Origin of the sequence: Actinoplanes sichuanensis, from assembly GCF_033097365.1 — a bacterium.
Classification (GTDB): domain Bacteria; phylum Actinomycetota; class Actinomycetes; order Mycobacteriales; family Micromonosporaceae; genus Actinoplanes; species Actinoplanes sichuanensis.
This window is the reverse complement of record NZ_AP028461.1, coordinates 3630036-3647932: the sequence shown is the minus strand read 5'-3', so window position 1 is coordinate 3647932 and position 17897 is coordinate 3630036. Positions and strand designations below refer to the sequence as shown.

Genomic DNA, 17897 nt, shown 5'->3' with positions numbered 1-17897 from the left:
ACCCTGCCGCCGGCCGAGCCCCGGCACAGCCCCGCTGGATTGACTCTTCAAGGTAGTGCTGGCTATACCGTTTACAGTGGCCGGCATGCGCACCGCCGAGGTTCCCAGATCGGGCACCTACCTGCTCGCGAACGCCGTCGCCGGCCTGCTCACGCTGCTGGTGTCGGTACTGCTGCTCGCCGCCGGGGGAGTGCTCGCCGTCGTCGTCGTGGGTCTGCCCCTGCTCGCCGGCCTGGCCCTGATCGGGCTGCCGGTGGCCGCGATCGAGCGGCAGCTGCAGCGGCTGATCGACGCCCGGCCGCTCCCACATCGGCACCGCGTGCCACCGGAGCCGGGGCTGGCGTCCTGGCTGCGCACCCGCTACACGGAGCCGGGCACCTGGCGGGAGCTCGGGTTCGCCGCCCTGCTGATGACCGTGTTGTGGCCTGTCGACCTGCTCGCCGTCGTCCTGGGCGTGACGGTTCCGCTGGCGCTGCTCGCGACGCCTGTGTTGTTCGGCACGCTCGGTGACGGCGAGCAGGTGAACGTGCTCAAGGCGTATCCGGTGACGTCCTGGTCGCAGGCGTTCCTGTCCTTCGCGGCGGGTGTCGTGGCAGCGGTGGCCTGTGCCTTCGGCCTGGTGCTGCTGGCTCGGATGCGGGCGGCGGTTGCCCGGGCCGTGCTCCTGCCACGCCGCGACCTCGACCAGACCGTTGTCGAGCTGACCAGGTCCCGGGTGCGGCTCGTGGACGCGTTCGAGGCCGAGCGCAGCCGGATCGAGCGCGACCTGCACGACGGCGCCCAACAACGCCTCGTGGCCCTGACCGTGATCCTGGGCCTGGCCCGACTGGACGCCGAAGCGCGGTTAAGGCCCGACGCGCGGCTGAAGGCCGACGGGTGCCGGGAGGCTGACGCGCGGATGGACGATGGCGGTGGGTCGGACGCCGACGTGCCGGTGGACGCTGATGGCCGGCTGGAGCCTGATGGCCGGCTGGAGGCTGATGGCCGGCTAGAGGCTGACGACCGGATAGAGGCTGACCGGCTGCTTGCCGAGCAGCTGGGCCGCGCCCATGACGAGGCCGGGCGGGCGCTGGTCGAGTTGCGGGAGCTGATTCGTGGCATCCATCCGGCGGTGCTCAACGACTTCGGGTTGGAGGCGGCCTTCGCTGATCTCGCCGACAGGTGTCCCGTGCCGGTTGATGTCGAGTTCGCGGTTCCGCAGCGGTTCTCCGCCGCGATCGAGTCGGCCGCCTACTTCGTCGTTGCCGAAGCGCTGGCCAACCTGGCCAAACATTCGGGCGCCGCGCGCGGCGCGATAACCGGTGGGTACGCCGCCGGGACGCTGACCGTCGAGATCGGCGACGACGGCTGCGGCGGCGCCGACATCGAGAGCGGTACGGGTCTGCTCGGGCTCGCCGACCGGGTGTCGGTGGTCGGTGGCAGACTGTCGCTGTCCAGCCCACCGGGCGGCCCGACCCGACTGATCGTGGAGATCCCATGCCGACCCTTCGGGTAGTGCTGGCCGAGGACAGCGTCCTGCTGCGGGACGGGCTCGCCGGGTTGCTGGCGCGGTTCGGACATGAGGTCGTCGCCGCGGTCGGCGACGGTGATGGGCTGCGTGAGGCGGTGGCCGAGCACGAGCCGGACGTGGTCGTGACCGACGTGCGGATGCCGCCCGGGTTCCGGGACGAGGGCCTGCGCACCGCCCTGGAGCTGCGGCGGAGGCGGCCGGGGCTGCCGGTCCTGGTGCTCAGTCAGTATGTGGAGACGCGTTACGCGACCGAACTGCTGAACGCGGGCGACGGCACTCACCTCGGCTACCTGCTGAAGGATCGGATCGGGCACGTCACCGAGTTCGTCGACGCCCTGAACCGGGTCGTCGACGGCGGCACCGTTGTCGACCCCGAGGTGGTCCGGCAGATGCTGCGCCGCCACCGCGATCCGCTCGCCGCGCTGACCGCCCGTGAGCGTGAGGTGCTGGCCCTGGTCGCCGAGGGCCGCTCGAACCTGGCGATCGCCACCGAACTCACCGTCGCCGAAGCATCGGTGGCCAAACACATCCGAAACATCCTGCAGAAACTGGGTCTGCCGCAGACCGAGGAGACGCATCGGCGGGTGTTGGCGGTCCTCACCTTCCTCCGTTCCTGAGATCCGGATTCATAGACGATGCATAGAAAATCTTCCGGGTACTTTCAGCAGGTCAGCTGATCGTTGACGGATGACCGCGACCATGCAGCCCGTCGCCGCGCCGGCGATCATCCCGGCCCGGCGGACTCCCCGCTGGTGGGCCGACGCGGCCGGCGTCGGCGCCGGGCTCACCCTGCTGATCGTGACCGCGCTGTGGGTCGGCAACGGCGGCGTGCAGCAGGTCGCCGGGGGCGGCGCGGAGGCGGTCACCGCGTTCGGGCGGCTGACCGGTCTGTGGGCCTCCGACCTGCTGCTGCTCCAGGTGCTGCTGATGGCCCGGATCCCGATCGCCGAACGGGCCTTCGGCCAGGACCGGCTGGCCCGTTGGCACCGGTGGACCGGGTTCACCTCGTTCTGGTTGATGACCGCCCACATCGTGCTGATCGTGTTCGGCTACGCGGCCGCCGCCCGGAGCCGGGCGCTCGCCGAACTGTGGGACATGATCTGGACCTACCCGGGCATGCTGCTTGCCACCGCCGGCACCGCGGCCCTGGTCATGGTCGTCGTGACGTCGATCCGGGCGGCCCGCCGGAGACTGCGCTACGAGTCGTGGCACCTGCTGCACCTGTACGCCTACCTGGGTGTCGGTCTCGCGCTGCCACATCAGCTGTGGACCGGCGCCGACTTCCTGGCCTCGCCCGCGTCGACGGTGTACTGGTGGACCATCTACGGCGTCTGCGCGGGCGCCGTCCTCGCGTACCGCATCGGGGTCCCGCTCTTGCGGAACCACCGGCATCGGCTGACCGTCAGCCGGGTGGTGACCGAAGGCCCCGGCCTGACCTCGGTGTATCTGACCGGCCGTGACCTGGACCGGCTCCCGGCCCGCGCCGGGCAGTTCTTCCAGTGGCGGTTCCTGGACGGGCCGGGCTGGACGCGGGCCCACCCGTATTCGCTGTCGGCCACCCCGCACGGCCACCAGTTGCGGATCACCGTGAAGGATCTCGGCGACGGCAGCTCCCGAGTCGCGTCGCTGCGGCCCGGCACCCGCGCCCTGATCGAGGGCCCGTACGGCGTCCTGACCGCGGAGGGTCACACCGGCGGCCCGGTGGTGCTGATCGGCTGCGGCATCGGCGTCACCCCGCTGCTCGCCCTGCTCGGCGAGTTGCCGTACGGCCCCGGCCGAGGCCACTTTCCTCTACCGGGCCCGCAGCGCCGAGGAGGTCGCCTTCCGCAGCGAGCTCGAATGGTTCGCCACCCACCGCGGGGTCCGGCTGATCTTCCTGCTCGGCCCGCGCGCCGAACCGGCGTCCTGGCTGCCCGCCCGGCACCACGACGTGTTGCGTGACCAGGTCCCGGACATCGCCCGCGCGCACGTCTACCTGTGCGGGCCCGCCGAGTGGACCGCGGCGGCACAGGCAGCGGCCCTGGCCGCCGGTGCGTCGGCCGGAAACGTCCACACCGAACAGTTCTCGTGGTAGAGGGGCCCACTCACATGCGACGCATCACCATCTGGCTGTTCTCCACCTTCGCCGCGCTGGTCCTGCTCTTCAGCTACCGGACCAGCACCGGCGCCTCGGTGACCGCGGCCGGCGTCGCCGCGGCGACGGTGACCGGCGGCAAGACCTACACGGGTACGGCCGCCTCGACCCGCTGGGGCGACGTGCAGGTCGCGATCACCGTGGCCGACGGGAAGATCGTCGACGTGCAGGTGCCGGTCTACCCGACCGAGAACCACCGTGACCAGGAGATCAACGACCGGGCGCTGCCGGTGCTGCGCCAGGAGACCCTGGCCGCGCAGAGCGCCGACATCGACGCCGTCTCGGGCGCCACCGTCACCAGCAACGGTTACGTGGAGTCACTGCAGTCCGCGCTGGACGCCGCGCATCTCTCGTGATCAGGGCGCTTCCGGGTCGTACCCGTAGATCCATCCGTTGGCGACGAGCGGATCGCGCTGCGCGAACGTCTCGTCCCGCTCGCGTTGCGCGGGCCCGTCCGGCAGATGGTTCGACTCCGCGCGGGCGTGGCTGACCTGCTGCAACCTGGTCGTCCGCGGAAGGCGCAGCGACTCGTAATCGCGCACCGCGGCCTGCGGATCGGCGGTCCGGGCGAGGCATCGGGCGAGCACCGCGGCATCCTCGATCGCCTGCGCCGCGCCCTGGGCGTAGAACGGGAACATCGGATGCGCCGCGTCCCCGAGCAGCGTCGTCGCCCCCTCCGACCAGCGCGGCAGCGGCGGCCGGGAGAGTAACGCCCACCGACCGAGCGTGGTCGCCGACTCGATCAGCCCGGTCAGGCGCGGGTCCCAGCCGTCGAACTCGGCCCGCAACTCACCGACCGTAGCGGTGGCGGTCCACGACTCCACGGTGTGATCGCCGGCCGGTGCGACCGCCACCAGGTTCACCAGGCGGCCCGCCGCCACCGGATAGTGCACCAGATGCCGCCCGGGCCCGATCCACAACGTCTGCGCCGGACGGCGCGCGAATTCCGGAGCGGATTGCGAGGGTACGAGCGCCCGAAACGCACACATCCCGGAATAGGCCGCCGGCGTGACCCCGAACATCGAACCGCGCACGATCGAGTGGATGCCGTCGGCCCCGATCACCACATCGGCCTCGACCGTGCTCCCGTCGGCGAACCGCAGCCGCCCGCCGTCGACCGCCACACACCGGCGGCCCAGTTCGACCCGGTCCACCCGCGACAGCAGGGCGCGCAGCAGATCGGCCCGGTGAATCGTCCAGGTGTGCTCGCCGTAGAGGTCGGCACACGCCGTGGACAGGTCCTCCGACGACAGCACCGTGCCGTCCCGCCACCGCCGGAACTCCCACCCGACCTCCAGCCGAAGCGCCGACTCCGACAGTTCCTCGAACACCCCGAGCCGCCGCAGTAGCCGAGCCGCGTTCGGCGTGACCAGCAGACCCGCCCCGACCTGCGTCAACGCGGCGGCCTGCTCATACACGACGCTGCGGATGCCGGCCCGGCGCAGGAAGGCGGACGTGGCGAGGCCACCGATTCCGCCACCGAGGATCGCGATTCGAACCGTCACACACCCGGATCCTAGTTATGGTTGCCGATGAACCAAGCTGTTGATCTTCCAGGAGGACGAATGCACCCGTTTCGGCAGGCGGTCGAGGCTCGGGACGCCGCTGCGATCGAGGAGTTGCTGGCGGAGAACGTCGTGTTCACCAGTCCGGTCGCGTTCAAGCCCTATCCCGGCAAGCCCCTCACCGCGGCCATTCTGCGGGGGGCCATGCGGGTCTTCGAGAACTTCCGGTATGTCCGGGAGATCGCTGACGGGCGCAACCACGCGCTGGTCTTCGAGGCCGAGGTCGACGGCAAGGCGCTCACCGGCTGCGACTTCCTGCACCTCGACGAGGACGGCAAGATCGACGACATCATGGTGATGGTCCGGCCGCTGTCCGGCGCGAACGCCCTGGCCGAAGCGATGGCCGCGCAGTTCCCGCAGATCCAGCAGGAGGCCACGGCGGGCGCATGAAACCACGGACTTCGAGGTGGTACGCGGTCGGTCCGGATCGATGATCGCCGGGTCCCGCGGTCCGGTGATCCGGAGCGGAACTAGGATCACCGGGCATGGACAATCTCACGCACACGCTGATCAGCGTCCTGGTCGGTGAGACGGTCCACCGGAGCCTGCCGCCGTCGGTGGTGCTCAGCGACCGGGCCCGGCGGACCGTCGCGATCACCGTCATGGCGGTCGGCGGCAACCTGCCGGACGCCGACGTCATCTACACCACCTGGGCCGGCAGCACGCTCGACTACCTGCTGCACCACCGTGGGCACACGCACACCGTACCCGGGGCGCTCGGGTTGTCGTTGTTGCTCTTCGCGGTGGTGCGGCTGTGGTGGTGGCGCCGAAAGGTGACACCGGCGGCGGCCGACAGATGGTTCCTGGCCGGGCTGTCGGTGCTGGCGACGATGCTGCACATCGGGCTCGACTTCACCAACAGTTACGGGGTGCACCCGTTCTGGCCGGTCGACGACCACTGGTATTACGGCGACTCGGTGTTCATCGTCGAGCCGCTGCTGTGGGCCTGCGCGGCGACGCTGCTGTTCGTGCTGCCGAGCCGGATCGGGCGCGTTCTGATCGCGGTGGTGCTGGCGGCCGGGCTCGGGTTGAGCTGGTTCACCGGGTTCGTACCGCCGGCATTCGCCGCGCTGCTGACCGTCCTCGTCGTCGGCCTCGCGGCGCTCAGCCGATTCGCTCCCGCGCGGGTCGCGCTGGCCGGCGGGATCGCCGCATGGCTGGCGCTGACCGCCGGCTTCGTGCTCACCACCCGGACCGCGGAGACCCGCATCGAGGCGCTGCTCGCCGACCGTTTCCCGTCGGCCCGCACCCTCGACGTGGTGCTCACGCCGATGCCGGCCAACCCGGTGTGCCGCGAGGTCCTGGCCGTGCAGACCACCCCTGAGCAGTACGTTCTCCGCCGCGCCTTCCATTCGCTGGCGCCCGGGTGGATCACCGCCGAGCGATGCGCCGAGCTGTTCCCGTCGGGTGCCGAACGGACCGCGCCGCTGACGCCGGTCGCACAGCCGTCGACCACCGAGATCGCCTGGGGCGGGGAGTTGGCCCTTCCGGCCGCCCTGCTGCCGGGGCTGGTCGGCGACTACTGCGCGGTCGACGCGTTGCTGCAGTTCGCGCGGGCGCCGTGGGCGGTCGCGGACGGTGCCGGGTGGGTCGTCGGTGACCTGCGCTACGACCGGGAGCCGGGCCTGGGGATGGCCGAGGTGCGGGTCGGTCCGGGTGAGGACGAGTGCCCGCACCTGCCGGCTCCGTGGATTCCGCCGCGTGCGGACGTACTGACCGGTGAGTGACGGGTAGCGTCAGGCCGGGAGGTTGATCGAGTGTTGCGTCATGGCTTCCTGGACACGTTCGCCGGTCTTCCGGTCTGGCGCTGGGACGAGGGTGTGCCGGCGGATCCGGCCGCGGTGGCCTGGTGGATCAACGAGGGCTACGGCGAGCGTCGGTTCACCGGCGTCTTCGAGCAGATGCTGGAGGACACCGGCCCCGACGGGCCGACCGCGCTGATCGTCGGTGACTGGGGCGACCCCAACCGGGAGCCCTTCCCGATCGACCTGCTGACCGGCGCCGCCGACCGGCTCGGCGCGCTGCGTGCGCTGTTCATCGGGGAGATCACGTCCGAGGAGTGTGAGGTCTCCTGGATCCGGCAGGGCGACCTGACTCCGGTGCTGGAAACCTTCCCGGACCTTCAACATCTCTGGGTACGGGGCGCCGCCGGCCTGACTCTGCGGCCGGTCCGGCACGAGCGGCTGCACGAGCTGGTCCTGCAGTCCGCGGGCCTGCCGGCGACGGTGGTCCGGGCGCTCGGCGCGAGCGAGCTGCCCCGGCTGGAGGAGCTGGAACTGTGGCTGGGCAGCGCGGACCGCGGCGGTGACGCCGGTCCGGCCGATCTCGCGCCGATCCTGTCCGGCCGTCCGGTGCCCGGTCTCAGCTGGCTCGGGCTGCGTAACTCCGAGATCGCCGACCAGGTCGCGGCCGCTGTCGCCGCAGCGCCGGTGGTAGCCGGGCTGCGGGTGCTGGACCTGTCGTGGGGGACTCTCGGTGACGCCGGGGCGGAGGCGCTGCTGGCCGGTCAGCCCCTGACCCACCTGGAGCATCTGGTGCTCAACCACCATTTCCTGTCGCCGGAGACGGCGCAGCGGCTGGTCGACGACCTGCCCGGGGTGACCGTCGACGTCGACGACCCGCAGGACGAACGGGAGTGGGGCCGGTATATCGCCGTCGGCGAGTGAACCGGCCCCCTCGTCGTGGATCAGCAGCGGCCCAGGTCCTCCCACTGCTGGGTCCAGCCGGGCTCCGAGCCCTGCGTCCAGTACCTGGCCCGCCACAGGTGCACGCCGTCACCCGACTTGGGGCCGGACGGGTCGCCGTACCGGCTGCGCTCGTGTTTGACCGTGTTCCCGCCCGTGTAGGTCGAGCTGAACTGCCAGTTCGGGGCGGTCGAGCAGTTGCCGGCGGGCGTCGACGGTGACGGCGAGCCGGGGTTGGACGGTGTCGGCGAGGACGGGTTCGACGGCGACGGGTTGGTGCACGGGCCGGACGTGGCGACCGTGTCGGTGAAGCGGGTGCCCGCGGTCCGGTACGACGCGGTCTGCGAGCCGACCTGGGCCGGGCTGAGCACCTGGTTCTTGGCGAACAGCACCCAGTCGACCTGCTCGATGTAGGTGGACAGCCCACCGGTGTGGGTGGCCGTGTCGATGAACCACAGGTTCCAGTTGATGGTCATCGTCTGGCGCGGGAAGTACTTGCCGCCGTGGTCACCGACCTGGACCCCGTCGATCCAGTAGACGACGTGACCGTTGGCGACCTGCGCGACCAGGTCGTGCCACCCGTTCAGGCTCGACCGCTGCTCCGAGTGCAGGTTGTCGGCGAACCAGGGTTCGTTGCGGTACGTGTACCAGGTGGTCTGGTAGTTGATCGGCCCGGTCTCGCCCCAGCCGCCGTTCGGCAGGTACTCGGAGATGTCGAGTTCGCTGTAGGTGGGGTCGAGGTCGCCGTTGAGCGGGCTGATCGTGAAGAACGTCTGGTTGATGTGGTCGCCGTCGTTGCCGCTGACCGGGGTGTCGGTGAACCGGACCCGGCTGGCGTAGGTGCCCTCGAGGTACCGCTTCTGGGTGGAGTAGAGCTCGGCGTGGCTGGTCCCGGCGGCGGTGCCGTCGGTGGAGGCGGTCAGCTGCATCACCTTCTGACCGTCGCTGGTCGGGAAGGTGATCGCGTTCGGCGACCAGTTCGCCCCGGGCACGCCGGGTCCGCCCTGGTAGCTGCGTGGGGTCCAGCCGTTGGCGGTCAGTGCCGGGTCGGCCGAGGACGCGTAGTGGAAGTCGTCGAACAGGTAGCCGCAGTCGGCGGCGGAGGCGGTGCCGGCGTTCATGGCGACCACACCGACGGCCGCCAGGACCGTCGCTGCGGCGCCGCCGAACAGGCGTTTACCGATGGACATGGGCGGAGTCCTCCCTGGGGAAGGGGCCTAGTTTTCATTAAAGCTTGTTGCCGATGAAAATTACGACCGTCACGACGTCAAGTCAATAATGAATTTCCATGGATCAGATCGATGGAGATGACCTTCTCCGCAACTGCATCCATCGCCGCCCCCGGGAGCGAAGGACCGGTTACCGAATCAACGACGATCGTTGGAGGAGCACCGATGCGCACTTCGCACCTTCGCCGCGCGGCCACCGTGGGAGCGGCGACCATGCTCGCCCTCGGCGCGACCGGCGCCTTCGCCGCCCTGCCCGCCCACGCCGCGGCCGACTCGCGGGTGTCGGTCGTGCACGGCATCCCGGGACAGCCGGTGGACGTCTACGTCAACGGCGAGAAGACCATCCCGGACTTCCAGCCGGGCAAGGTCGCCGGCCCGCTGACCCTGCCGGCCGGGCAGTACGACATCGCGCTGACCAAGCCGGGCGACGCGATCGGCGACGCGCTGCTGACCGTCGACGACGCCGAGGTCCCCGGCGGGGCGAACCTCAGCCTGGTCGCCCACCTCGGCGCGGACGGCAAACCGGTACTGACACCGTTCGTCAACGACACGGCGAAACTGGCCGCCGGTAAGGCCCGGCTGATCGTGCGGCACACCGCGGCCGCCCCGGCCGTCGACGTCCGCGCCGGGGGCAGGCCGGTCTTCGAGGACCTGACCAACCCGAACGAGGCGAAGGCCGACGTCGACGCCGGCTCGGTCTCGGCCGACGTCGTCCTGGCCGGCACCGACGACCGGGTGCTCGGCCCGGCCGACCTGAACCTGAAGGAGGGCACGGCGACGATCGTGTACGCGATCGGGTCGGCCGAGGGCAAGACGCTCGACATCGTCGCGCAGACCGTCGACGGCCTGCACTCGGCACCGGGCGGCGTGCCCAGCGGTGACGGCGGCCGCGCCGACCGGGGTGTGTCGCTGCCCTGGTACGGCGCCGGTGCGGCCGGCATCCTGCTGGCGCTGTTCGGTCTGTTCCGGCTGGCGTCCAGCCGGCGATGAGCGATCGCCGACACGGCGGCACGTCCCGGCGCGGGCCGGGGCGTGCCCTGCTCGCCCTGGCCGCCGGCACGGCGCTCACCACGGCGTTCGCCGTCGTCGCGTGCCGTGCCGAGTCGGCGCCCGACTTCGGCGCACCACCGGTGCCCGTCCCGACGTCGACGGCGCCGCCGTCCCGGCCACGGGTCCCGGTCAGCGCCGGCGACCTGCCGGCACCGGCCGACGACGCCCCGGTCCGGCTGGCCATCCCGGCGCTCGGGCTGACCGCGAGCGTCGACGCCGTCGGCATCGACCGGGCGACCGGCGACTTCGCGGTGCCGCCGAGCGTCGACCGGGTCGGCTGGTACCGGTACGGGCCGGGCGCGACCGCACGGGCCGGTTCGATCGTCGTGGCCGGGCATGTGGACAGCGCGGCCGAGGGCGAGGGTGCCTTCTTCCGGCTCGGGGAGCTCGACGCCGGTGACGTCGTGACCCTGACCGGGCCGGACGGGCACGACCGGGACTTCACGGTGGTCGCCCGCGAACGCCACCGCAAGACGGCCGTACCCCTGGAGAAGTACTTCGTCCGCGACGGCGCGGTCCGGCTCACCCTGATCACCTGCGGCGGCCCGTTCGACGCCGCGACCCGCCACTACCGCGACAACGTCGTGGTCACCGCCGTACCCCGCGAATAGCCGGAGTCTCAGATGTCGCCGGTCAGCGTCGGCAGGACCTTCGCCGTGATGTCGCGCAGCCGGACCACGTCGTCCTCGCTCAGGTGGTCGAAGACCAACCGACGGACCTCGGTCACGTGCCCCGGCGCGGCCGCCGCGAGCACCGCGAAACCGGCCTCGGTCAGATGCGCGATCTGACCACGCTTGTCGGTCGGGCAGGCCCGCCGGGCCACCCAGCCGCGCTGCTCCAAGGTGGTGACCGCGTGCGAGAGCCGGGTCGTGGTGGTGCCGGCCATCCGCGCCAACTCGGTCATCCGCATCGCCCGCTCCGGTCGGGCGCTCAACGCCGAGAGGATGTGGTAGTGGGTGTGCGGCAGACCGGCCTGCTCGCGTAGCTGCTGGTCGAGCGCGGTGGGCATCAGCATCAGGATCTGGGCGAGATTGAGCCACGCACCCATCTCGGTCTCGCTGAGCCACTGCGGTTCGTCGGTCACTACGCCATCCTCGGTGTGTCGATCAACAACGGTGCTGGTCAGACGGTGTGGAACGAGCGTTTCGCCAGGCCGATGGAGAACCCGTCGATGGCCGTGGTCACCGCCGCCGCCGGGTCGCTGGACGCGCCGAGGGTGATGAACAACGGTGTGAAGTGCTCGACTGTCGGATGGGCGTACGGCATACCCGGCGCTCGATCCCGGAAACCGGCCAGCTCGTCGACGTCACCACGGGCCAGGGCGTCGGCGGCCCACGCGTCGAAGTCGGCCGACCAGCCCGGCACCCGACCCGCCAGCATGGCCCGGGTGAGGAACTGCAGCCCGTGCGTCATGAACCCGGACCCGACGACCAGGACACCCTGCTCACGCAGCGGCCGCAGCCGTTCACCGAGACCGAGCAGCGTGCTCGCGTCGTGGGTGGGGATGCTCAGCTGCAGCACCGGGATGTCGGCCTCCGGATACATCACCTTCAACGGCACCCAGGCCCCGTGGTCCAGGCCGCGGGCGGTGTTCTCGTGCACGGTCTGCGGGATCAGCGCCTTCACCCGGCGGGCCAGGTCACCGGCGTCCGGGGTGTCGTAGCGCATCCGGTAGTAGAGCGGCGCGAACCCGCCGAAGTCGTAGACCAGCTCGGTGCCGGCACTGCCGGACAGGGCCAGTGGCGCCGACTCCCAGTGCGCGCTGACGATCAGGATCGCGGTCGGCCGGGGCAGGGCACGGGCCCAGGTGTGCAGCTCGGTCATCCACGCCGGGTCCTCGAAGGTCGGCGGCGCGCCGTGGCTGAGGTAGAGGGCCGGGATCGGTCCGTCGGCGGGCGTCCACGCCCGGTGCGTGTCGACCGGCGTGACCCGGCCCAGGTGCTGCCGGAACGGGTGCGCCTCGGGTATCAGGGCGTCGGCGAGGGCGGTACGGCTCGGGCTCATCCGATGATCTCCAGGTGGGCGGCGGTGGGCCGCAGGACGTGGCTGTTCACGGCACGGACCTGGTCGGCCATGTCGGGTACCTCGAGCACGTCGACACCGTGCCGCCGCAAGGTCTCGACACCGTCGCAGTCGGCGAACAGGATCGGCTCGCGCCAGGCCAGCACGACCCGTCCGATGCCGGCGTCCAGGATCAACCGGGTGCACGTCGCGGGTCGGGACCGACGGGTGGTGCACGGTTCCAGCGACGTGTAGAGGGTGGCACCGGACAGGTCGAGGTCGGGCCGGTCGGCCAGCCGGGCCAGTGCCTCCTCCTCGGCGTGGTGGTGCGGGTGGGTCTCGCCGGTGTAGCCGGTGGACAGCAGGGCGCCGTCCCCGCCGACGATCACCGCGCCGACGGCGTAGCGGTCCGGGACGGCCGGGGCCAGCCGGGACACCCGGATCGCCTCACTGAGCCAGAAGTGGTCGACCATGGCGGTCACGACGCGAGCGCCGTGAGCGGCAGGTCGAGGGTGTGCGCGGTGTGGTCACGCTTGGTGGCCAGGTAACGGGCGTTGGCCGCGGACAGGTGCACCCCGGTCGGGACCCGGTCGGTCACCCGCACGCCGAGGCCGCCGAGCTGGGTGGCCTTGTCCGGGTTGTTGCTGAGCAGGCGGATCCGCGGCGTGCCGAGGGCCAGCAGCATCTGCGCGGCGGCGGTGTAGTCCCGCTCGTCCTCGCCGTGCCCGAGGGCCAGGTTGGCCTGGTAGGTGTCGAGGCCGGTGTCCTGCAGCGCGTAGGCGTCGAGCTTCGCGTACAGCCCGATGCCCCGGCCCTCCTGACGCAGGTAGAGCAGGAATCCGCCGGCCGTGGTGATCCGCTCGGCGGCCTCCCGCAGCTGCGGGCCGCAGTCGCAGCGCTCACTGCCGAACACGTCGCCGGTCAGGCACTCGCTGTGCGGCCGGACCAGGGGCGCCGGCCCGCCGTCGGCCGCGGCGGCCACCGCCGATCGCCAGTCGCCGAGCCCGAGAGCGAGGTGCTCACGGCCGTCGGCCAGACCGGTGAACGTGAAGACCTGCGCCGAGGTGGTGTAACCGTCCGGGAACCGTAACGGCACCGTCACCTGCGTACGAATCTGCGCCGTCATCCCGTACCCCCCAAGTTGTTGAACTTTCACGGACCAGCATCGTCCGAGAATGTTGAATGATCAATAAAACCGGGGGTGGCAAGAATCACTTGCGGTCGGCCTCTAGCGTCGGGCCATGGAGCCTCGGGTGGCCCGGCGACTCGCGCGGCGTGCGACACGCCGGGATCCACCGCGATGGCGGGGGCGCCGGGCGCTGCGCCGCCTGGCCCGGGCGATCCGGGGTGGCGATCGGGTCGCACTGCGGGCGGTGTGGCAGCGCTGGCTGGACGACCCGTCGCCGCTGTTACGGGAGATCGCGACGGACGGGCCGTTCGGTGAGCGCCCGGACTCGACGTCGATGCTGCGTGACATCGCGCTGGGGCGGCTGCCGAATCCGGATGACCCCCGCTTCGGTGAGGTTCTCGCCGCCGCCCTGGCCCGGCCGGACCATCCGGTGGCAGAGGCCGCGGCCGCGCTGATCCTGGATGCGCCACCGGCGACCGTCGACGCGGTCTGCGCCGACGAGAGCGCGGTGCTGACCGCCTTCTGCGTCGAGCATCGGCTGCTCCCGGCCGATCCGGCGGCCCAGGCGGTGTTCCTGCTGCGGACCGGGCAGGACGTCCCGTACCCCGGCCCGCTGGCCGACGGCTACGCGGCCGCCGGGTGGGAGCGGCAGGGGCGGCTGCGGTCGGCGGCGCACACCGGACTGCCCGCGATGGTGCTCGGCGAGGACCGGTCCCGGATCACCGGCCTGACGCCCGGTGAGATCGTCGATCTGGGTGCCTGGTACGCCGCCCGACAGGACTGGCCGGCGCTGTGGCGGCTGACCCTGGACGTGTCACCGGTGAGCGCGGTGGAGCTGGCCGCGACGTTCCCCGCGGACTGGACCCCGGACGGCCCGCACGAGCGGCGACTGCTCGAGGTGTTGACCCGCGTGTCACCGGACGTGATGACACCCTTCCAGCGCTTCCCGCTGCCGGTCGGCTTCGAACCGACCGCGGTGGCGTTCGCCCCGGACGACAGCCAGGCCGCGTTCCTCGATGAAGGGGGCAGGCGGAGCCGGATCGCGTTCGTCGATCTGCCCGGCCTGACGATCATCGCCGAACATCGATGGCGTGATCGGTGGCGCGGCTCCGACGCCGGTCTGCTGCACCTCGGCGAGACGGTGATCCGCACCGGGACGTGCCCCCAGCGGTTCACCGCCGCCGGGCCGCCCGAGGACGTGCCCTTCGCCGAGTACGACATGTTCCGGCTGTCGAGCGGGACACACCGGCACGGCTGGACCAGCGCATACGGCCGCACGGTCCACCTCGGCTCGTACCTCGACCCGGACCGGCCCCGTACGATCGATCTGGACGAACGCCGGGCCGGCCTGCGGGGGTTCGCGGTCGAGCCGGAGACCGGCGAGTTCGCCATCCACGACGACCGCAGCACGTTCTACGGGCGGCTGCTCCTCTTCGACCGGGACGGCGCGCTGCTGGCCGAGGCCCCGCTGGACCACCTGCTCCCGAGCTCGCGTCCGCATCTGATCTTCGCCGGACCGGGGCGGCTGATCACCATCGGATACGACGGCGGCCTGCGGCTGTGGCAGCGCCACGGCGAAAACCTCGGCCTGGCGGCCACGGTCGATTCCCCCAGGGTGTACGGAGTGCACGGGCTCGCCGCGGTCCGGAAGATGGTCGTCGAGGAGTTCGGCGAGCCCTGGATCAGTGCCGGTTCCCTGCGCCCGGCCCGGCCCGCATTCGAGCTCGGCCGGCGACGCCGCCTCTGGACCTCGCCCGACGGCACCTGGACCGCCACGACGATCGCGCTGCACCGGCTCGTCGTCCCGGCGGCGGTGGCCGCGCTGATCGACCATCCGCAGGCGGCCGCGAGCCACGCGGATCTGGCCGCGGTGACCGCTGAGAGCGACGATCACCCGGCGGTACGGGTGGTTCGCGCCTGCCTCGAACATCGGCTCATCCACAAGTAATCGCTTGTGCAAACCGTTGTTTGTATTATTGTGTGGACCATGCCCGAACTCGACACCGCCTTCGCCGCCCTCGGCGACCCCGTCCGGCGGGCGCTGGTCACCCGGCTGTCCCGAGGCGACGCCACCGTCGGTGAGCTGGCCGAACCGTTCGGCCTCTCCCAGCAGGCGATCTCCCACCACGTCGGAGTGCTGCGCCGCAGCGGCCTGATCGAGCAGCGCCGCGACGGCACCCGGCGGCCCTGCCGGCTGCGCATCGACAGGCTGTCCGAGCTGGGCGGCTGGATCGACGAGCAGCGCCGGGCCTGGGCCGACCGCCTCGACGCCCTCGACCGGCACCTCGGCGACACCGGGGCGGCCGAGGCGGCGAGGCGAGACGAGTCCGACCCCGAGGCGGAGCGGCGAGACGATTCCGGCCCCGCGGCGGAGTGGCGAGGCGATTTCGGGCGTCCGCGGTGAGCGGGGCGGAGCTGCGTGGCGACGAGTTGATCGCCCGGCGCGGATTCGCGGCGCCGCCCGAGCGGGTCTGGGCCGCCTTCGTCGAGCCCGCCGGGGTCGCCGCCTTCTGGGGTGGGTCACATGCCACCGTGCCACCCGAGTCGGTGCACATCGACCTTCGGCCGGGCGGGGAGTTCACCCTCGACACCCGCGCGCCGAGCGGCGCGACACGACGACTGCGATTCGTGTACGTACGGGTCAGCGCCCCCCACGAGCTGATCTTCGACGAACCCGTCACCGGACTACGGACCACGGTCACCCTCCGGCCCGCCGGCACCGGCACCGGCACCGGCACCGACCTGACCGTCCACCAGCGCCGGCTCCCGGCCGAACTGCGTACCGCGCAGGCCGCCGACGGGCTCGCCTCGATCCTCGAAGCCCTCGACCTCTACCTGGAGAGACCATGAATCAGCGGCATCTCGTCGACGAGTACTTCGCCGGGTTCCGGACGGGCGACCACCCACGGATCCTGGCGACCCTCACCGAGGACGTCACCTGGGTGATCCACGGGCACCGGGTCACCGACGGCAAGGACGAGTTCGACGGCGAGATCGAGAACCCGGCCTTCACCGGCCACCCCGTCCTCGACGTGCAGCGGGTCCTCGAGGACGGGCCGGTGGTCGTCACCACCGGTGAGGGCCGTGGGGTCAGCGTCGATCACGGACCGTTCCGGTTCGCGTTCAACGATCTGTTCACTTTCCGTGACGGCCTCATCGCGCGGGTCGACTCGTACGTCGTACCCCTGACCTAGCAGTCGGTGGTGTGCTGAACCGTGACCGCCGTGCCGTCGTCGGAGGCGGCGACCACCACCGACGTGGGCCCGTCGCGGTAGGCGACCCGGTTGGCGTCGTCGGCCGCGAACCGCCGGGCCCCGGCCGGGACCGTGGTCGCCAGCCGGGTCGCCAGACGGCCCGCGTCGATCGGCTCGCTGACCGCCGACACCGTCACGATCGCCCCGTTCGGGCAGTTCAGACGTTGTTCGGTGAGAGTGGCGGGCCGGGTGCCGACGGTGGCCAGCAACGAGGTGACCCCGGCGACGCCGGGGGAGCCCGCGTCGGCCGTTCCGGTGTCGACCGACCCGGCGCTGCACCCGCTGCGGGCGGTCACCGCCAGCCAGCCCGGGCTCAGCCGCCGCACCGACAGCCGCACCGAGCCGACGTCGGCCTGCAGCGCGCGGATCCCGGCCACCGCCTCTGCCCGGCGGGTGGCGTACCGGCCGGTCAGCCCCTGCTCGATCGTGGTGATCAGGGATTCCTCGGCACCCGGATCGGTGTAGAGGTCGGCCTTCGCGGTGAAGACCCGGCCCCGCCGGAGGAACCCGAGCTCACACTCGGCCGCCGCCACCACCGCACTGACCGTGACGGCGGCGTTGTCACCGGCGGCGACGACGGCGTCCGTGACAGCGGTGGTCATCGTCGTCACCGCGTCGTCGACGCGGGGCTGACGGCCGCCGTCCCACTGCCACCACGCCGCCGCCCCGGCCGCCATCACCAGCGACGTCACCACCGCGACGGCGATCAGCCGACGCCTCCCCGGAATCCTCACCGCAGCCAGGTCACCAGCTCGTCGATCGGCTTGCGCCGTTTGGCGAGTTTCGCCACCGGCACCCCCGGATCATCAGCCGGGTAACCGACAGTGATCACCCCGGCCAGAGCGACATCGTCCGGCAGCCCGGCCACCGCGGACAGCGAGGCCAGTTCGTCGGGAAACGCGGGACTGTAGAAACCGCTGGCCAGACCCTCGTTGGCGGCGGCCAGCTGCAACAGCGCGAACAGCGCACCGGCGTCGAACCACCAGAACGGCACCGGCCACGGGATCTCCTCCGCGCCCGACTCCAGCTTGTCGGCCTCGGTGTACCGCTCGTGGTAGGACGCCTCCCGGATGCCGAGGACCAGCTGCGCCGGCGCCTGCGAGATCCACGGCGGGAAGCCCTTCTCCAGATACCAGGGCTCGGCGACCGCGGCGAGTCCGGCCCGTTTCGCCGGGTCGGTCACCACCACGATGCGGTGACCCTGGCTGAAACCGGCGCTCGGAGCCCGGTGCACCACCTTCACCACACGTTCGAGGACCTCGTCGGGGACCGGGTCCGGCCGATAGTTGCGAACCATCCGCCGCCCGCGGAGTACCTGATGGAATTCGGCCATCCGGCGAC

22 protein-coding genes are annotated in these 17897 nt (G+C 71.6%); 14 read left to right on the top strand and 8 right to left on the bottom strand.

The genetic code is table 11. From position 1 onward, the window contains the following. The first annotated feature begins 85 nt into the window (after nt 1–85). From Q0Z83_RS16625 to Q0Z83_RS16605, 5 genes are all read left to right on the top strand, one after another. Nucleotides 86–1495, top strand: a complete 1410-nt coding sequence (locus Q0Z83_RS16625) for a sensor histidine kinase (RefSeq protein ID WP_317794835.1) — start codon at nt 86–88, stop codon at nt 1493–1495. Continuing rightward, nucleotides 1477–2127, top strand: coding sequence for a response regulator (locus Q0Z83_RS16620; protein ID WP_317794834.1), 651 nt, complete (start codon nt 1477–1479; stop codon nt 2125–2127). Before Q0Z83_RS16625 ends, Q0Z83_RS16620 begins: the two co-directional genes overlap by 19 nt. Before the next feature lie 70 nt (nt 2128–2197). Further along, on the top strand, nt 2198–3451 hold the full coding sequence (locus Q0Z83_RS16615; RefSeq protein ID WP_317794833.1) for a ferredoxin reductase family protein: 1254 nt from the start codon (nt 2198–2200) through the stop codon (nt 3449–3451). Next, nucleotides 3444–3584, top strand: a complete 141-nt coding sequence (locus Q0Z83_RS16610) for a hypothetical protein (RefSeq protein WP_317794832.1) — start codon at nt 3444–3446, stop codon at nt 3582–3584. The genes Q0Z83_RS16615 and Q0Z83_RS16610 overlap by 8 nt, the downstream gene beginning before the upstream one ends. Nucleotides 3585–3598: 14 nt before the next feature. After that, nucleotides 3599–4000 carry an FMN-binding protein gene (locus tag Q0Z83_RS16605; protein WP_317794831.1) on the top strand — a complete coding sequence of 134 codons (402 nt, stop codon included), beginning with the start codon at nt 3599–3601 and terminating at the stop codon, nt 3998–4000. Here the strand turns inward: Q0Z83_RS16605 and Q0Z83_RS16600 are convergent, their stop codons facing one another. After that, nucleotides 4001–5149 (bottom strand): FAD-dependent monooxygenase, encoded by a 1149-nt coding sequence (locus Q0Z83_RS16600; protein ID WP_317794830.1) that lies wholly within the window; start codon nt 5147–5149, stop codon nt 4001–4003. A gap of 60 nt (nt 5150–5209) precedes the next feature. Between Q0Z83_RS16600 and Q0Z83_RS16595 the strand changes: the two genes are divergently transcribed. The 3 genes from Q0Z83_RS16595 (at nt 5210) to Q0Z83_RS16585 (ending at nt 7875) form a co-directional block, all read left to right on the top strand. After that, nucleotides 5210–5599 carry a nuclear transport factor 2 family protein gene (locus Q0Z83_RS16595; RefSeq protein ID WP_317794829.1) on the top strand — a complete coding sequence of 130 codons (390 nt, stop codon included), beginning with the start codon at nt 5210–5212 and terminating at the stop codon, nt 5597–5599. A 95-nt stretch (nt 5600–5694) separates the two neighbouring features. Then, nucleotides 5695–6936 carry a metal-dependent hydrolase gene (locus Q0Z83_RS16590; RefSeq protein ID WP_317794828.1) on the top strand — a complete coding sequence of 414 codons (1242 nt, stop codon included), beginning with the start codon at nt 5695–5697 and terminating at the stop codon, nt 6934–6936. Between the two features lie 30 nt (nt 6937–6966). After that, the gene (locus tag Q0Z83_RS16585) at nt 6967–7875 is read left to right on the top strand and encodes an STM4015 family protein (protein WP_317794827.1); all 909 of its coding nucleotides are present in this window, start codon (nt 6967–6969) and stop codon (nt 7873–7875) included. 20 nt (nt 7876–7895) lie between these two features. Here Q0Z83_RS16585 and Q0Z83_RS16580 read toward each other — a convergent pair whose 3' ends face one another. Next, entirely contained in the window at nt 7896–9083 is a 1188-nt protein-coding gene (locus tag Q0Z83_RS16580; protein ID WP_317794826.1) for a glycosyl hydrolase, read from the bottom strand. 204 nt (nt 9084–9287) lie between these two features. Between Q0Z83_RS16580 and Q0Z83_RS16575 the strand changes: the two genes are divergently transcribed. Next, nucleotides 9288–10112: a DUF4397 domain-containing protein gene (locus Q0Z83_RS16575; protein ID WP_317794825.1), complete on the top strand. Its 825-nt coding sequence runs from the start codon at nt 9288–9290 to the stop codon at nt 10110–10112. Continuing rightward, the gene (locus Q0Z83_RS16570; protein WP_317794824.1) at nt 10109–10783 is read left to right on the top strand and encodes a class F sortase; all 675 of its coding nucleotides are present in this window, start codon (nt 10109–10111) and stop codon (nt 10781–10783) included. The genes Q0Z83_RS16575 and Q0Z83_RS16570 overlap by 4 nt, the downstream gene beginning before the upstream one ends. 8 nt (nt 10784–10791) lie before the next feature. On the opposite strand, the gene Q0Z83_RS16565 is transcribed toward Q0Z83_RS16570, so the two are convergent. Genes Q0Z83_RS16565 through Q0Z83_RS16550 form a run of 4 tightly spaced genes read right to left on the bottom strand, consistent with a single transcriptional unit; the run spans nt 10792 to nt 13299 of the window. Beyond that, a complete protein-coding gene (locus Q0Z83_RS16565) occupies nt 10792–11256 on the bottom strand; it encodes a MarR family winged helix-turn-helix transcriptional regulator (protein WP_317794823.1) in 465 nt (154 codons plus the stop codon). A gap of 38 nt (nt 11257–11294) precedes the next feature. Further along, the gene (locus Q0Z83_RS16560) at nt 11295–12176 is read right to left on the bottom strand and encodes a dioxygenase family protein (protein ID WP_317794822.1); all 882 of its coding nucleotides are present in this window, start codon (nt 12174–12176) and stop codon (nt 11295–11297) included. Beyond that, entirely contained in the window at nt 12173–12646 is a 474-nt protein-coding gene (locus tag Q0Z83_RS16555) for a deaminase (RefSeq protein WP_317797088.1), read from the bottom strand. The genes Q0Z83_RS16560 and Q0Z83_RS16555 overlap by 4 nt, the downstream gene beginning before the upstream one ends. Before the next feature lie 5 nt (nt 12647–12651). Beyond that, nucleotides 12652–13299 (bottom strand): GTP cyclohydrolase II, encoded by a 648-nt coding sequence (locus Q0Z83_RS16550; protein ID WP_317794821.1) that lies wholly within the window; start codon nt 13297–13299, stop codon nt 12652–12654. A 115-nt stretch (nt 13300–13414) separates the two neighbouring features. On the opposite strand from Q0Z83_RS16550, the gene Q0Z83_RS16545 reads away from it, so the two are divergent. The 4 genes from Q0Z83_RS16545 to Q0Z83_RS16530 are packed head-to-tail and all read left to right on the top strand — an operon-like array spanning nt 13415 to nt 16496. Continuing rightward, nucleotides 13415–15250: a hypothetical protein gene (locus tag Q0Z83_RS16545; RefSeq protein WP_317794820.1), complete on the top strand. Its 1836-nt coding sequence runs from the start codon at nt 13415–13417 to the stop codon at nt 15248–15250. Between the two features lie 39 nt (nt 15251–15289). Next, nucleotides 15290–15706 (top strand): ArsR/SmtB family transcription factor, encoded by a 417-nt coding sequence (locus Q0Z83_RS16540; RefSeq protein WP_317794819.1) that lies wholly within the window; start codon nt 15290–15292, stop codon nt 15704–15706. Continuing rightward, nucleotides 15703–16152: an SRPBCC family protein gene (locus Q0Z83_RS16535; RefSeq protein WP_317794818.1), complete on the top strand. Its 450-nt coding sequence runs from the start codon at nt 15703–15705 to the stop codon at nt 16150–16152. The genes Q0Z83_RS16540 and Q0Z83_RS16535 overlap by 4 nt, the downstream gene beginning before the upstream one ends. After that, nucleotides 16149–16496, top strand: coding sequence for a nuclear transport factor 2 family protein (locus Q0Z83_RS16530; protein ID WP_317794817.1), 348 nt, complete (start codon nt 16149–16151; stop codon nt 16494–16496). Before Q0Z83_RS16535 ends, Q0Z83_RS16530 begins: the two co-directional genes overlap by 4 nt. On the opposite strand, the gene Q0Z83_RS16525 is transcribed toward Q0Z83_RS16530, so the two are convergent. Together Q0Z83_RS16525 and Q0Z83_RS16520 are read right to left on the bottom strand one after the other, a co-directional pair. Further along, nucleotides 16493–17290, bottom strand: a complete 798-nt coding sequence (locus Q0Z83_RS16525; RefSeq protein ID WP_317794816.1) for a hypothetical protein — start codon at nt 17288–17290, stop codon at nt 16493–16495. The genes Q0Z83_RS16530 and Q0Z83_RS16525 overlap by 4 nt on opposite strands. After that, the gene (locus tag Q0Z83_RS16520; RefSeq protein ID WP_317794815.1) at nt 17287–17889 is read right to left on the bottom strand and encodes a nitroreductase family protein; all 603 of its coding nucleotides are present in this window, start codon (nt 17887–17889) and stop codon (nt 17287–17289) included. Before Q0Z83_RS16520 ends, Q0Z83_RS16525 begins: the two co-directional genes overlap by 4 nt. Between the last annotated feature and the right edge of the window lie 8 nt (nt 17890–17897).

Bases quoted from the DNA above. Each gene is read 5' to 3' on its own strand.
- Q0Z83_RS16540 (WP_317794819.1), top strand. From the start codon at position 15,290: ATGCCCGAACTCGACACCGCCTTCGCCGCCCTCGGCGACCCCGTCCGG.
- Q0Z83_RS16575 (WP_317794825.1), top strand. From the start codon at position 9,288: ATGCGCACTTCGCACCTTCGCCGCGCGGCCACCGTGGGAGCGGCGACC.
- Q0Z83_RS16555 (WP_317797088.1), bottom strand. From the start codon at position 12,646: ATGGTCGACCACTTCTGGCTCAGTGAGGCGATCCGGGTGTCCCGGCTG.
- Q0Z83_RS16620 (WP_317794834.1), top strand. From the start codon at position 1,477: ATGCCGACCCTTCGGGTAGTGCTGGCCGAGGACAGCGTCCTGCTGCGG.
- Q0Z83_RS16595 (WP_317794829.1), top strand. From the start codon at position 5,210: ATGCACCCGTTTCGGCAGGCGGTCGAGGCTCGGGACGCCGCTGCGATC.
- Q0Z83_RS16550 (WP_317794821.1), bottom strand. From the start codon at position 13,299: ATGACGGCGCAGATTCGTACGCAGGTGACGGTGCCGTTACGGTTCCCG.
- Q0Z83_RS16615 (WP_317794833.1), top strand. From the start codon at position 2,198: ATGACCGCGACCATGCAGCCCGTCGCCGCGCCGGCGATCATCCCGGCC.
- Q0Z83_RS16570 (WP_317794824.1), top strand. From the start codon at position 10,109: ATGAGCGATCGCCGACACGGCGGCACGTCCCGGCGCGGGCCGGGGCGT.
- Q0Z83_RS16605 (WP_317794831.1), top strand. From the start codon at position 3,599: ATGCGACGCATCACCATCTGGCTGTTCTCCACCTTCGCCGCGCTGGTC.
- Q0Z83_RS16545 (WP_317794820.1), top strand. From the start codon at position 13,415: ATGGAGCCTCGGGTGGCCCGGCGACTCGCGCGGCGTGCGACACGCCGG.
- Q0Z83_RS16580 (WP_317794826.1), bottom strand. From the start codon at position 9,083: ATGTCCATCGGTAAACGCCTGTTCGGCGGCGCCGCAGCGACGGTCCTG.
- Q0Z83_RS16520 (WP_317794815.1), bottom strand. From the start codon at position 17,889: ATGGCCGAATTCCATCAGGTACTCCGCGGGCGGCGGATGGTTCGCAAC.
- Q0Z83_RS16530 (WP_317794817.1), top strand. From the start codon at position 16,149: ATGAATCAGCGGCATCTCGTCGACGAGTACTTCGCCGGGTTCCGGACG.
- Q0Z83_RS16560 (WP_317794822.1), bottom strand. From the start codon at position 12,176: ATGAGCCCGAGCCGTACCGCCCTCGCCGACGCCCTGATACCCGAGGCG.
- Q0Z83_RS16625 (WP_317794835.1), top strand. From the start codon at position 86: ATGCGCACCGCCGAGGTTCCCAGATCGGGCACCTACCTGCTCGCGAAC.
- Q0Z83_RS16590 (WP_317794828.1), top strand. From the start codon at position 5,695: ATGGACAATCTCACGCACACGCTGATCAGCGTCCTGGTCGGTGAGACG.